This is a genomic window from Bradyrhizobium zhanjiangense (assembly GCF_004114935.1).
Taxonomy (GTDB): Bacteria; Pseudomonadota; Alphaproteobacteria; order Rhizobiales; family Xanthobacteraceae; genus Bradyrhizobium; species Bradyrhizobium zhanjiangense.
Window position 1 is genome coordinate 3,526,150 of sequence record NZ_CP022221.1, and the last position, 13,621, is coordinate 3,539,770.

General features: G+C 57.3%; 9 protein-coding genes. 7 read left to right on the forward strand and 2 right to left on the reverse strand.

The genetic code is table 11. The annotated features are described in order from the left end of the window. Positions 1-156: 156 nt before the first annotated feature. The 4 genes from XH85_RS16575 to XH85_RS16590 all read left to right on the forward strand — a co-directional run bounded on the left by XH85_RS16575 (position 157) and on the right by XH85_RS16590 (position 5,340). Positions 157-1,287, forward strand: coding sequence for an LLM class flavin-dependent oxidoreductase (locus XH85_RS16575; RefSeq protein ID WP_091890187.1), 1,131 nt, complete (start codon positions 157-159; stop codon positions 1,285-1,287). Between the two features lie 29 nt (positions 1,288-1,316). Continuing rightward, entirely contained in the window at positions 1,317-2,096 is a 780-nt protein-coding gene (locus tag XH85_RS16580) for an enoyl-CoA hydratase/isomerase family protein (RefSeq protein WP_128932646.1), read from the forward strand. 1 nt (position 2,097) lies between these two features. Beyond that, positions 2,098-3,969, forward strand: coding sequence for an AMP-dependent synthetase/ligase (locus XH85_RS16585; protein ID WP_128932647.1), 1,872 nt, complete (start codon positions 2,098-2,100; stop codon positions 3,967-3,969). A gap of 138 nt (positions 3,970-4,107) precedes the next feature. Beyond that, positions 4,108-5,340, forward strand: coding sequence for an ABC transporter substrate-binding protein (locus tag XH85_RS16590; protein WP_128932648.1), 1,233 nt, complete (start codon positions 4,108-4,110; stop codon positions 5,338-5,340). 53 nt (positions 5,341-5,393) lie between these two features. On the opposite strand, the gene XH85_RS16595 is transcribed toward XH85_RS16590, so the two are convergent. Beyond that, the gene (locus XH85_RS16595; RefSeq protein ID WP_245473630.1) at positions 5,394-6,257 is read right to left on the reverse strand and encodes an AraC family transcriptional regulator; all 864 of its coding nucleotides are present in this window, start codon (positions 6,255-6,257) and stop codon (positions 5,394-5,396) included. A 393-nt stretch (positions 6,258-6,650) separates the two neighbouring features. Between XH85_RS16595 and mdeB the strand changes: the two genes are divergently transcribed. From mdeB to lpdA, 3 genes are read left to right on the forward strand one after another with little or no spacing between them, the layout of a single operon-like run. Next, on the forward strand, positions 6,651-9,338 hold the full coding sequence (gene mdeB / locus XH85_RS16600) for an alpha-ketoglutarate dehydrogenase (RefSeq protein ID WP_420837891.1): 2,688 nt from the start codon (positions 6,651-6,653) through the stop codon (positions 9,336-9,338). 19 nt (positions 9,339-9,357) lie between these two features. After that, on the forward strand, positions 9,358-10,647 hold the full coding sequence (locus XH85_RS16605) for a 2-oxo acid dehydrogenase subunit E2 (RefSeq protein ID WP_128932649.1): 1,290 nt from the start codon (positions 9,358-9,360) through the stop codon (positions 10,645-10,647). A 7-nt stretch (positions 10,648-10,654) separates the two neighbouring features. Further along, complete coding sequence (gene lpdA / locus XH85_RS16610) at positions 10,655-12,385, forward strand: dihydrolipoyl dehydrogenase (protein WP_128932650.1); 1,731 nt, start codon at positions 10,655-10,657, stop codon at positions 12,383-12,385. A gap of 932 nt (positions 12,386-13,317) precedes the next feature. On the opposite strand, the gene XH85_RS48050 is transcribed toward lpdA, so the two are convergent. After that, entirely contained in the window at positions 13,318-13,581 is a 264-nt protein-coding gene (locus XH85_RS48050; protein ID WP_420837892.1) for a hypothetical protein, read from the reverse strand. Positions 13,582-13,621: the final 40 nt, after the last annotated feature.

Here is a 13,621-nt window from a genome sequence, read left to right on the forward strand (position 1 = left end):
GCGACGAAGGACGGCGATGTCCTGAGACATGACGCGGTTCGGCTGCGTACAGCACAAAATTTGGAAAGTTGTGTAGCGAGACCCTGCATTCGGACGAAAATATTGCTGTGGTTATGAAATGTTAGGCCATCTCGAAACTCCCTGAGGATTAAGAAGATGGCACTTACGTTCGGGTTTTGGTCGGAGCAGGAAACCCAGGTCGGGCAGAGTTATGCGCGCCGACTCCATGAGCTGGTGGACGAGGTGCGCCTCGCAGAAAAAATGGGGTTCGATTGCGCCTCGCTCTCCGAACAACACGTCGCATTGGGCGGCATTTCGAGCTCGGCGCCAGAGGTGGTCTATGGCTATCTCGCTGCCGTCACCTCGCGCATCAAGCTGAGGCCGGCGGTCACTTTGATGCCGCAGAAGATCAATCACGCCTTGCGGACCGCGGAGCGCTTGGCGGTGACGGACATTCTCTCGAACGGTCGCATGGAGTTCTACGCCGGTCGAGCCAATACCACCATCGCGATGCGCGCGTTCAACGTCGATCCGGGTGAGACGCTCGCTCAAATGGAGGAGGGGATCGCGCTTCTGAAGAAATCGATGCGCGAAGACATCTTCACCTTCGAGGGCAAGTACTACCAGGTTCCGCCGCGAATGCTTGTCCCGAAGCCCCTGCAGAAGCCCCATCCGGTCATCGGCATCGCTGCCACGAGCGAACGCAGTCACAGCTGGGCTGGCGCCGAAGGCCTCGCTGTAATGAGCAATTCGATCTACCAGGGATGGGAGGTCCAGGAAAAGCTGCTCAACTCCTATCGTCGATCCTGGAAGCGTGACGAGCTTGGGCCGCTCGAGCGCCCACGCATCGGCATTCCGCTCTTTTTTGGGATTGGTCCTACGGATCAGAAGGCGAAGGAAGACTACGCCGAGCCGTTGATGAACTATGCGAAGATCTCGACCGACGCTTATCCGCGCTTGGCAAAGATTGCCGATGATTACGCGTACATGAGCGAGAGCGTACCCGCCATGGAGCGCGCCGCCAAGGACTGGGATTATCTGCTCAATCACTCGGCAACTACGGTTTGCGGGAGCCCCGATACCGTCATTCGACAGATCGAAAAGTTCCAGGCATTGGGCATTGATGAGGTCCTTCTGCATCTGGACTCCGTAAATCACGAGAAGATCATGGAAGCGATCGAAATGGTCGGGCGCTACGTCATCCCGCACTTCAATGACAGAAACAATGTCGTGCGGCCGACGGAGGAGATCCTCGGTCAGATTCGCGCCATGCGGCCGCAAAAGTAAAGTGTCCAGGAAAACACGGGAGCAGACCAATGTCGAAGCAGGGCTACAAATATCTGATTGTCGAGCGGCGTCCGAGCGGTGTTGCCGTCGTAACCATGAACCGCCCGGAAATCCTGAATGCGATCAACTGGGATATGCACCACGAGCTGGAGCGCGTCTTCGTCGAGCTGGACGACGACAAGGCGACACGCGCAATCGTGCTGACGGGCGCCGGGCGCGGCTTCTGTTCCGGTGGCGATCAGAAGACGCTCGACAAGAGCCCGATTCCTTCGCCGACCCGAGGTGGGCGTCATCTCATTCGGAATATGCTGGAAGTCGAAGTCCCTATCGTTGCTGCAGTCAACGGCGTTGCCGTTGGTCTCGGCGCGACGCTCGCTCTCTTCTGCGATGTCATCTTCGCAAATCCAACAGCACGGTTCGCCGATACGCATGTCACGGCGGGTGTCGTCGCAGGTGACGGAGGGGCTGTGATCTGGCCTCTCCTGATGGGGCCTGCCCGTGCGAAACACTATCTCATGACCGGCGAATTCATTTCCGCGGAAAAGGCGGCTTCCATCGGAATGATCAACGACGTCATTTCCGACAGAGACGTCAAGGAGGCCGCGATCGAATACGCTGAGATGCTCGCGAGCGGTCCGAGGGAAGCGATCATTTGGACCAAATACAGCGTCAACAAGATCATCAAGCAATATTCGCACCTATTGCTGGATACGTCGACTGCTCTGGAGACTATCACTTTCGCATCGCCTGATCGGAGGGATGCGGTCGCCGCGTTCGCCGAAAAGCGCAAGCGTTTCGCGGAGCGGTGAAATGGACGTCGAACACTTCACGTCGGGGGCTCAGTTCGCGGATGTAACCATTCCGCAGCTTCTGAGTTCTCGACGAGCAGCGCGGCCGGACGAGATAGCATTCAAGCAGAAGCGCCGGGGCGAATGGACTGCGACAACCTGGAGGCAGTATTCAGATCTGGTCGCTAATTTGGCCGCGGCTCTGCAGAGAGCCGGATTCAAACACGGTGACCGTGCGGCCATCATGGGAGACGTGTCCCAAGAGTGGCTGCTTGCGGACATGGCGACGATCTGCGCCGGCGGAGTGATGGTCGGCGTCTATTTTACGTCATCGCCAGAAGAAGTTGGCTACTACCTCAGCGATTCCGGAGCATCCTTCGTCTTTGTCGGGAGCGAACTTCAACTCAATATTGTCCTGGCGTCAGGCCTGGCCGACAAGTTGAGTAAAATCATAGTGCTCGACCCGGAGTGGAAGGGAGCGGGCGGCTCCGCAAATGTTGTCCCGCTCCAGGAGTTCTTGAGAGGAATCGCGGTCGACGCTGATTTGTTCCTTAGGGAGCAGATTGCGAAATCAAAGGCAAGCGATCTCGCGAGCATTGGGTACACATCCGGTACGACGGGGTTTCCGAAAGGTGCGATGCTAACCCACCTTTCGCTACTCGCTGGCGCGCACTCAGTAACAACCTTCAATTCGAGTTTGCCTTCCGATGCGCATCGCGTCGTGGTGCATCTTCCGATGTCCCACACGGTTGCGCGCGCGCAGGCAACGACGTTGCCGTTGCTAATCCGGCTTGTGCCGTACTTTGGGGAATCGAGCGCTGATTTCGCTCAAACGATCAAGGAAGTGAAGCCAACCTACTTCATGGCTCCGCCGAGGTTCTATCAGAGGTTTGCCACCCAGATCCTCAGTAAGGTTCATTCGGGGTCTGAGAAGCAGAAGCAAGACTACCAATTCGCAATGACGATCGCTCGCAAGGCGCTCGACGACCGTCAGGCCGGCGGTGTGCCCAACCCGTTCATATCCGCCCTGTTCGCCGTCTGCCGGGAACGGATTTTCCGTCCCTTGCTTGCCGAGGTCGGGTTTGAACATCTCACCGTCACCTATACGTCGTCGGCCGCGATGCCTTCCGAACTCATGTCTCTGTGGCAGCTGTGGGGACTGCAGCTAAAGGAATGCTACGGGCAGACCGAGCTGGTTGGAGCGAACCTGGTCCAGATGGCTGAATGGCCGGAAGCGGGAACCGTAGGCGTCCCCGTACATGATGCGGCGTGGGAAACTGCCGTTCTTGAAGACGGAGAAATGATCGTCAAAGGTCCTGGGCTCTTTGTCGGATACTGGAATAAGCCAGAGGAAACGAGGTCGGCCCTCCGCGATGGCTGGCTTTATACCGGCGATATCGTGGAGATTGGGCCGACAGGCCTGTTCAAGCTGGTCGATCGAAAGAAGGAGATCATCAACACATCCAACGGCAAATCGATCAGCCCCACGCAGATCGAGAATGAAATCCGGCACAGTCCCTTCATCTCTGAAGCGGCGGTGATCGGAGAAGGAAAGAAGTATCTGACCGCGTTGATCGAAGTAGATGCAACCGCGACAATGGAGTGGGCCAAATCGCGTGATCTTCGCATTGCGCACTATTCGGATCTGGCGGAGTCAGAGATCGTCGTCCGGATGGTTGAAGGCGAGATTGCCAAAGCGAACGGTCGGCTAGCGAGGGCCGAGCAGATCAAGGCCTTTCGAATACTTCCGGAGGAGCTCTCTCCGGAGAATGGCGTGATGACGCCAACGCGGAAAAAACGCCGCAAGCAAATAATGGAGCGGTACCGGTCACTGATCGATTCGCTCTATGACGATAGTGAGGAAAATCTGATCAAGACCGAGGTAGGAATATAATCTGATGCGTTTCCGCTTACTGCGATCATCAAGCGTGCTCGTGTTGCAGCTGTGTTCGCGCTGCAGCGCGCTGTCATTCTTAAAGCTTCCCACCAAATCGCCGCAATTTCCATTGTAGTCAACTGAAAGAGACTTCACATGAAGAATCGCATCGGAAAAAGGTTTACTCGCCGGGCCGTACTCGGCAGCGGTGCTGGCATCGCCGCCGGGCTTGTATCGTGGCCGGTCAGGGCGGTAGGCCAAGTCAAGGTTAAGATCGGCGCGATCATGCCCAGCAGCGGCGTGTTGGCGTTCCCCGGACAGGCTTGCGTGCGGGGCATTGATCTCGGCGCGAAGTTCGCCAGACAGAAGTACGGTGATGACATTGAGGTCAGTCACGCCGATACGCAGAGCCGGCCGGAAAATGGCCGCATCGCTGCGGAGAACCTGATCCGCCAGGGTTGTACGGTCCTCATAGGCGCCTGGGACTCAGGCGCGACCATCTCGGCGCTTCAGGCCTGCGAAGCAGCGAAGGTCCCGATGGTCGTGCATATCGCCAGCGCGACCCAAGTGACCTCGCAGGGGTTCACTCAGGTCTTCCGCTACTATCCGACGTCGCTGATGATCATTCGTCAGTCGCTTGTCGATTTGAAAGCTCTGTTGCCGACCCTCAACGGTGCGCCAGCCAGCGCGGTCGTCCTCCACCTCAACAACGTGATGGGGCAGTCCAGCGCAACGAGCATAGCACAGGCCTGGAAAGAGGTCGATCTCCCGATCAAGCTCACCGAGTTCATTCCATACGATGAGAAGGCCAAGGATCTCTCGGTCGAAGTTGCAAAGGCAAAAGCGACCGGCGCTGACATGCTTTTCCCGATCACCCGGGTCAACGACGCCATCATGATCACACGTGAGTGTGTAAAGCAGGGATGGAGCCCGAAAATGATCTACTCGGCGAATTCGAACGGCGTTATCGACAAGGCATATTACGACGCGCTCGGCAAATACGCTGACGGCGCGATGGCGTCGGCGCTCTACTACAATCCGAAGGCGCCCGACGCGCACAAAATTCTCGAGATGTTCGCGGCCGACTACCCCAATGAATGGCTCGACGCAAATGCGGCATGCGCTTTCGAGGCCGTGCAGATCGTCAGGGATGCGGTAAAGCGTGCGGGCTCGTCGGAATCGGGGGCAATTCACGACGCGCTCAAGCTGACGGAAATGCAGCCAGTCTTGATGTCGTCTGGGACGATCAAATTTGACTCAAGCGGCCAAAACGTGAATTCCGCCGTGGCTCTGCTTCAGGCGCAAAAAGGCAAGCCGCGCGTCGTTTCACCGAGGGCAATTGCCGAAGCAGACCTGGAATATCCGCTGGTGCCCTTCAGCTCTCGATAAGGCGTCACGAACCACAGCCCCGGTTCAATGCCGGGGCTGTGGTTCTATACGTGCTATGTGAAGGGCTGGTGGTTGCTGAAGCTCGACCGTTCGGCGAGGAAGCGGCGGGGGCTCTTTCCCATTGTCTTCTTGAACATAGTGATGAACGCGCTCGGGGTCTCATAGCCCAGATCGAGCGAAACGGCCTGCACCGACGATCCAGCCGTCAAGCGTTGCAATGCGACCAAGATATGAAGCCGCTGCCGCCAGCGTCCGAATGTCATTCCGGTTTCCTTCAAGACCAGGCGGGCGAAGGTCCGCACACTCATTGCATACCGGGCGGCGAGTTCATCGATGGTGCTTCGGTCGCCGGGATCATTGAGCAGTGATGCCGCGAGATGTTGAAGTCGGCTGTCCGTGGAAATTGGCAAGTACATCTGTTCCGTGGACATCTGCACCAATTCGTCGAGCAGCACTCGACCGAGTCGGCTCGTCGGTCCTTCAACGGGATAAAGTGGCGGAAATACGGATAGCCGGTGTATCAACTCGCGAACGAGCGACGATATCGTGAATGTGCAGCAAGTGTTTGGAAGCATACTTGCCAGCGGATCGATGAAGACGAGGTAGACCTTTCCATTGTCTGATACGCAATTGCTATGCATGACCCCAGGAGGTATCCACACGGCTCCTTGCGGAGGAACGATCCATAACCCACCAGGGGCACGACACATGACTGATCCATGTGAGGCGACGACCAATTGTCCCTTCTTATGCGAGTGCAGCGGGAGCTCGTCACCATGTTCACCAGTCTCAATGCACATCGAGACGATTGGGCGATCGAACTGATCCGGATCTATCGGGTCGTAATTGAGCCTAAGATCCGGCAAATTCATTCTGGCCAGGCTATGATCCATTTCAGATGCGGGTGACGTGCTCATTGAGTTCACTCGTTAATGGATACGGTTCCATCCGTCAGGTGCCGCGAGTGGAGTTCGCTTCGAGGGCCTGCGGGCGACAATAGCCCTTTGGAAAATGATCGTCACGAAAAAGTAACGTGGTCGAAACGGGTCTAACCCGTCGGCTATGCCTTTTCCAAGCGCGACATGAGTCGGCTGGGCGGGCAGCCGTGCGGCGCGATCCAGCCAGCCGCGACAAAGTGTGCTTTCCGGGTACCTCATTGCCCTCTCGCGCGCGACACGGCAGAGAATGCCAAAATCCGCAACAGCTGGCTCGTCCGATCGCGTGTTCAGCCCGAAATGCCGGAGTTTTCGGCGAGATATGCCACGACATCCAATGCTACCAAGGAGGGAGTTCGAAGGAGCCTGACGACAGTGACTATTCGCATCGACGCGCCGATCAAGTCAGCCAGTGGACAATCGCTTGACCAAGACGAAAACGAAACGGCCGATTGGCTTGCATCCCTCGGCTCTCTCCATCGAAGCGCGGGTGCTGAACGTGTACGCTTTATTCTCTCGGCACTGGATCAGCGAGCCAAGGAGCTCCGCGTACTTTCAGATGTGCCTCCCTACTCTCCTTATCGAAATTCGATACCTCTCGAGTCGCAGCCGCCCTATCCGGGTGACATCCAGATGGAGACCCGGATCACTGCGATTATCAGGTGGAACGCCCTCGCCATGGTTGTTCGGGCCAATAGGGCCTACGGGGAACTCGGGGGCCATGTCGCTAGCTATGCGTCGGCGGCAGAAATATTTGAGGTCGGTTTCAACCATTTCTTCCGCGCGTCAAGTCCGGAGGCGGAAGGCGACATTGTGTACTTCCAGCCGCATTCCTCGCCGGGCGTGTATGCGCGCGCGTATCTCGAAGGGCGCCTGTCAGAAGAGAACTTGAGATACTATCGTCAAGAGCTCACCGGGGTGGGCCTGTCCTCATATCCGCATCCTTGGCTCATGCCGGACTTCTGGCAGATGCCAACAGGCTCGATGGGCATCGGACCAATCAGCGCCATCTACCAGGCGCGTTTCATGAAATATCTCGACAACAGAGGTTTGGCGCGTACCCAAGACCGCCACGTGTGGGGCGTATTCGGTGACGGAGAAATGGATGAGCCGGAGTCGATCGCCGGCCTGTCTTTGGCGGCGCGTGAGAACCTCGACAATCTGACGTTTATCGTCAATTGCAATCTTCAACGGCTCGACGGTCCAGTGCGCGGGAACGGACAGGTCATCCAAGAACTGGAGATGATCTTCCGAGGGGCAGGCTGGAATGTGATTAAGGTGCTGTGGGGATCGGAGTGGGATCAGATCTTCTCGCGCGACACAGAGCACGCATTGTTGCGCAAATTCGCTGCGACGGTTGATGGGAAGTATCAGACGCTCGGTGCCAAGGACGGAGCGTACAATCTCGCAAACTTCTTCGGTGAAGATCCGGAGGTGCGGGCTCTCGTCTCGCATATGTCCGATACTGACATCGATGCGCTGAAGCGAGGCGGCCATGATCTTCGGAAGCTATTTGCCGCCTTCGCTGCAGCAAAGGCGACCAAGGGGCGGCCGACTGTTATCCTGGCGAAGACCAAGAAAGGGTATGGAATGGGAGGCGCCGGGGAGTCGCGCATGACGTCTCATCAGGCGAAAAAGCTCGACATCGATGCGCTCTATGCGTTCCGCGATCGCTTCTCTCTTCCACTGACCAACGAGCAGGTTGAACGTCTCGAGTTCTTCCGTCCCGCGAACGACAGCGCCGAGCTTCAGTATCTACGGTCGAAGCGTGAGGCACTTGGCGGCTACATGCCGACCAGAAGGCGGACGGCGGCGGCCGTTGCCGTCCCCGCCCTACAGTCCTATGCCGAGTTCGCGCTCAAGGGCGAGGGCAAAGAGACGTCGACGACGATGGCGGTGGTTCGGCTGTTCTCGAATCTGCTTAAGGACAAAGTGCTCGGTCCCAGAATTGTGCCAATCGTTGCCGACGAGGCGCGGACGTTCGGTATGGCTAACCTGTTCAGGCAGGTGGGGATCTACTCACCGGTCGGGCAGCTCTATGAGCCGGAAGACGCGGGCTCGATGCTCTACTACAAGGAGGCGGCGGACGGTCAACTTCTCGAGGAAGGCATTACAGAGGCAGGCGCGATTTCTTCCTGGACGGCCGCGGCGACGTCTTACAGCGTCCATAACTTCGCATTGCTACCGTTCTATATCTACTATTCGATGTTCGGATTTCAGCGGATCGGCGATCTTATCTGGGCGGCCGCGGATCAGCGCGCGCGGGGCTTCCTGATCGGCGCGACCGCCGGCCGCACGACTCTCGGCGGCGAAGGACTGCAGCATCAAGACGGCTCTAGCCATGTCATCGCGGCGACGATCCCGAACTGCCGAGCATACGACCCGGCGTTTTCCTACGAAGTCGCCGTCATCGTGGACCATGGAATGCACGCCATGCTCGAAGAGGGGCGTGATGAATTCTACTATCTTACGGTGATGAACGAGAACTACGCGCAGCCAACCATGCCTGTGGATGTTCGCGACGACATAATAAAAGGTCTCTATCGCGTCGTTTCGAGCGAAAATGGACCTGCGAAGGTGCGCCTCGTCGGTTCCGGCGCAATCCTTCCAGAGGCATTGGAGGCTGCAAAGATGCTGGAGAGGGATTGGCAGATCTCCTGCGAAGTATGGTCGGCCACCAGCTTCGCAGAGCTGGCGCGGGAGGCTCGAGAAATTGAGCGCAAGAACCGTCTAAACCCGCTCTCCAAGCAAAAGGAGAGCCACGTTTCAAAGTGTCTCTCAGGAAGCGTGCCGGTCGTGGCGGCCTCCGACTACGTGCGTGCCTATCCGCAGCTCATAGCGTCGTATTTCGAGGCGCCGTACACCGTTCTCGGTACTGACGGCTTCGGACGGAGCGACAAGCGTTCCGCGCTAAGGTCGTTCTTTGAAGTCGATCGCGCGCAGATCGCTATCGCTGCACTGACATCTCTGGCGCGGTCGGGGGCGATCGATCGCAGCCGGGTGGCCGAGGCCATCGCGCGCTATGACGTCCCGGCGGACGCAAATTCCCCCTGGTCAAGGTAACGCAGGTCAAAGCGAAATCATGGTTGATTCAATAGAAATCGTCCTGCCGGACATCGGGGACTACAAGGACGTGCCGATCGTTGAAATCAACGTCGCGGTTGGCGATGATGTCGTAATCGATACGCCATTGCTCTCGATCGAATCTGACAAAGCAACGATGGAGGTGCCGTCTCCCGCGGCAGGAAAAGTCAAGCAGTTGATGATCGAGGTCGGTAGCTTGGTATCTCAAGGATCAATCTTGATGATTCTAGAGGCAGGATCGGCATCAGGTGACTCACCTGCTCAAGAGATGAGTGCGAAAGCGGCTTCATCAGCGAAGGATGCCGGTGCTGTGGCGCAGGGAGGGTCTGCGTCAATCAAGGTACGAGAAAGGCCTGAGCCAAGTGGATTAGAGGACCGGGGCGGACGGCCCGAGGTCAGTCAGGCGCATGCATCACCGTCGGTTCGCGCATTGGCGCGGGAACTCGGCGTGCCGTTGGCCCTCGTCGTGCCAAGCGGAGCCAAGGGCAGGGTGCTGCACGATGATGTTACGAGCCACGTGAAACAGGTGATGGGGTCGACCCAGTTGCCGCCATCTGCAATCGCTCCAGCGCTGCCAAGGGCAGATTATGAAAAGTTCGGCGCGATCGAAAGAGTGCCTCTCTCGAGAATTCAGCAGATAACCGGGGCAAATCTTTCACGAAACTGGAACACGATCCCGCACGTCACAAACTTCGACAAAGCTGATGTGACCGAAGCGGAGGCGTTCCGAAAGAATATCAATGGAGAGGCGGGGGAGGCCTCAGCGAAGCTGACGATGGTGTCGATCTTGATTAAGGCAGCAGCCCTTGCGCTGAAGAAATATCCCCGCTTCAATTCGTCCTTTGATCAAGATGCCCTAATTCTCAAGAAGTACATTCACATCGGATTTGCAGTCGACACTCCCAAGGGTTTGGTGGTTCCGGTCATCAGAGATTGCGATAAGAAGGGACTGATAGAGATCGCCTCCGAAATGCGTGCGCTCGCGGACAAGGCCCTTGGAGGTCAGTTATCCCCGGGGGACATGCAAGGAGGCTGCATCTCTGTCTCGTCGCTGGGAGGCGTCGGCGGTCATGGGTTCACGCCGATCATCAACGCTCCCGAAGTGGCGATCCTGGGAGCGGGGCGCGCTGTCACCGAGGCAGTCTGGGACGGAAGTGGATTTCAGCCGCGTCAAATGCTTCCGATAACGCTCTCGTGGGATCACCGGGTGGTCGACGGTGTCGCTGCCGCGCGGTTCTTGAGCTTCGTCGCGACTCTGCTGAACGATCTGCGGCGATACGCGTTGTGAGGCCCCCATGGAGCGCGTGATCGATATATTGGTCCCCGACATTGGAGACTTTAAGGACGTTCAGATTGTGGAGGTGCTCGTCAAAGACGGTGACATCGTTGACAAGGAGCAGGGGCTTATTGTTGTTGAATCTGACAAGGCCACGATGGAAATTCCTTCGCCGATCGCGGGTCCTATCAAGGAGGTGCTTCTGAAGGTTGGCGATAAAGTGTCGCAAGGCACCGTCATTGCCAAGGCGCAACCGATTGCGCCGGATCGGGCGCCATCCAAGGCTGTAGTCCAGAATGGCTCGGCCGCATCTGGCGGAGGCGAGGAACGCTTCGATCTCGCCGTGATCGGTGGTGGACCAGGTGGATATTCTGCTGCATATCGCGCCGCGGATCTGGGTCTCAGGGTCGCGATGATCGAGCGATACCAATCGTTGGGTGGCGTATGCCTGAACGTCGGGTGTATTCCATCCAAAGCGTTGCTTCACATCGCGGCGGCCAAGGAAGAGGCCGAAAGGATCGCTGACAAGGGAGTGCGATTCGGCGCGCTGGAATTGGATCTGAATGCACTCAGATCATTCAGGGACGGAACGATAAAGAAGCTGAGTGACGGGCTCGGTCAGATGGCGCGGGCGCGGGACGTTAGAATCATCAACGGATTTGCCAGATTTGTCGCGTCGAATTGCTTGGCAATTGATCTCGATACTGGTGCGTCTCAATATGTTGAGTTCGAGAAGTGCATCATCGCCACGGGTTCCTCGGCGAATAAGTTAAGTGTGTTTCCGAAAGACGAGCGGATCGTCACGTCGACCGGAGCTCTGCAGCTAAAGACGATTCCGAAGCAAATGCTTGTCGTCGGGGCGGGCATTATCGGACTCGAGATGGCCACGATTTATAGCTCGCTTGGCGCTCAAATCGATCTCGTTGAACGATTGCCAAGTATGCTCGCCGGCGTTGATCCGGATGCTGTGAAGATATGGCGAAGCAGGAACGCTCATCGGTTCCAACATATTGATCTCAATGCGGGTGTAGTGAGCGCCACGGCAGATAGTAAGGGCGTATCGGTCGAGATTGAAGGCGCAAAGCCGGGGCGTCGAACTTACGATCTTGTCCTGCAGTCCGCAGGCAGAGTGCCGAACAGCGCAAGTATTGGCTTGGAGAAGATTGGTGTAAGACGCGACGCAAAAGGTTTCGTTGCAGTCGACAGACAAATGCGGACGAATTTGCCTCATATTTTCGCGATCGGCGATGTCGCGGGCAACCCCATGCTCGCCCATAAGGCGGTTCACGAGGGGCATGTCGCGGCCGAAGCGGCTGCCGGGCTCAAGAGCTTCTTTGACGCGAAGATCGTCCCGAACGTTGCTTACACTGATCCCGAGGTGGCCTGGGTTGGCGTCATGGAGCATGAGGCTGCCTCTTCAGGCAGGCGCGTTAGATCCGCGAAGTTTCCGTGGGCCGCCTCGGGCAGAGCGGTCGCCTCGGGCGCGTCTTATGGCATGACCAAGCTGATCATCGACCAAGAGACGCACCGCATCATCGGCGGTGTGATCGTTGGCCCGCACGCTGGCGACATGATCGGAGAAATCTGTCTGGCGATCGAGATGGGCGCCGATGCAATTGATATCAGCAAGACCATTCATCCGCATCCGACGTTCGGAGAAACAATAGGCCTGGCTGCCGAAGTTTATGAAGGCGTTTGCACGGATGTGTTGCCGGGTGCGAAGAGGTCGACCAAGCGCGCGAGCTACTAGAAATTCAAAACCTGCGCCGGCACCAGGTCTCTCGCTGCCGGTCGTTCATATGGGACCCGAATATGGCGGGAGATTCTCGGACGGGCGTCAAGGTACCTTTGAGCGTTCAAGAGGAGGAATTTGCCGCGGCATGTCGAGACTTCGTCCTGGAGAGAAGACCTGATCTGGCGGCGTCCATCATCATTGTAGACAACCAGCTCAGGATTGCGAATGATCCGCATGTTCGGGTCTCATTTGTAGAACTCGGTCTTGCCAGATTGGTGCGAGTTCTACATCTCGCAATCGAAGGCAAGGCGATTACGCTGAAAAGAGTGCCAAGGCTCCTGTTCGACCTGTCGAGATTCAGAAGAAAGATTCTCCGCGCGCTAGGTAGAGATGATCGAGGACAGCGCGTCGGAAAATAGGCGCGATTTCTTCAGCGCGCAGTTTCAAGGAATGGACATTCATCAACGCGAGCGGACCCGGCAGTCATCCTTGGCAGGACCGTCGGCGATTGGAACCTCTGAATTGCAAATGCGGGTACGGCGGTGCGGGCATTGCGAGATCTGAGCCGGGCGATGAAATGAGCTGTTCCGGACGTGCGGAGCCAGTGCCTTCCAGGTCACGCGCCCGTTCTTTGTGTGCTGTCGAAATCATACGACGCGTCAAATGCCGGAAATAGCACTGAGAGGTGCCGACTTCAGCACAAAATGCGGTCTGATGTGTACGATCGTATTGCTGCTGGAAGTCGTTCGCTGAGTTTCTGCGATCGAATTCCGCATTCGGCGTTTGCGAAAGGTTTCCGATCTTTCGCTTCCTCCCTCTACTTGGCCCGGCGCGATCGCCGGGCCCTTTTCTCGACACTTGGCTACATCTTGTGTCGCTCGAAGCCGGTTGATCAGCGTTGTATGATCTTCTTCAAGATTTCGGTAGCGTTCGAAATTCATCCCGGGTCAGGGGGCGAAGGTCTCGCCAGAAATCTCAGTTTCAATCGCTGCGCCCGCTATCCGTCTTCCCTTCTCGGTCAAATCGATCTCGCGTCGCCGCGGATCCAGAGGGTCTTTTGAGCTCTTGATGAGGCCGCGTGATTTCAGACGATTGATTACGACGCCTTCGATGGTCGTGATCTCATGCTGGTCGATATCGACTGCGAGCGTGGTGCAGCTCGAAATCGGCTCGCCGTCGAGCAGAACTGTACAGGCGCCGCAAACCTCCATGCCCGGCGATCTATACGGGCTTCTAAATGGCTGTCTACTC

Bases quoted from the DNA above. Each gene is read 5' to 3' on its own strand.
- XH85_RS16580 (WP_128932646.1), top strand. From the start codon at position 1,317: ATGTCGAAGCAGGGCTACAAATATCTGATTGTCGAGCGGCGTCCGAGC.
- XH85_RS48050 (WP_420837892.1), bottom strand. From the start codon at position 13,581: ATGGAGGTTTGCGGCGCCTGTACAGTTCTGCTCGACGGCGAGCCGATT.
- XH85_RS16595 (WP_245473630.1), bottom strand. From the start codon at position 6,257: ATGAGCACGTCACCCGCATCTGAAATGGATCATAGCCTGGCCAGAATG.
- XH85_RS16605 (WP_128932649.1), top strand. From the start codon at position 9,358: ATGGTTGATTCAATAGAAATCGTCCTGCCGGACATCGGGGACTACAAG.
- lpdA (WP_128932650.1), top strand. From the start codon at position 10,655: ATGGAGCGCGTGATCGATATATTGGTCCCCGACATTGGAGACTTTAAG.
- XH85_RS16585 (WP_128932647.1), top strand. From the start codon at position 2,098: ATGGACGTCGAACACTTCACGTCGGGGGCTCAGTTCGCGGATGTAACC.
- XH85_RS16590 (WP_128932648.1), top strand. From the start codon at position 4,108: ATGAAGAATCGCATCGGAAAAAGGTTTACTCGCCGGGCCGTACTCGGC.
- XH85_RS16575 (WP_091890187.1), top strand. From the start codon at position 157: ATGGCACTTACGTTCGGGTTTTGGTCGGAGCAGGAAACCCAGGTCGGG.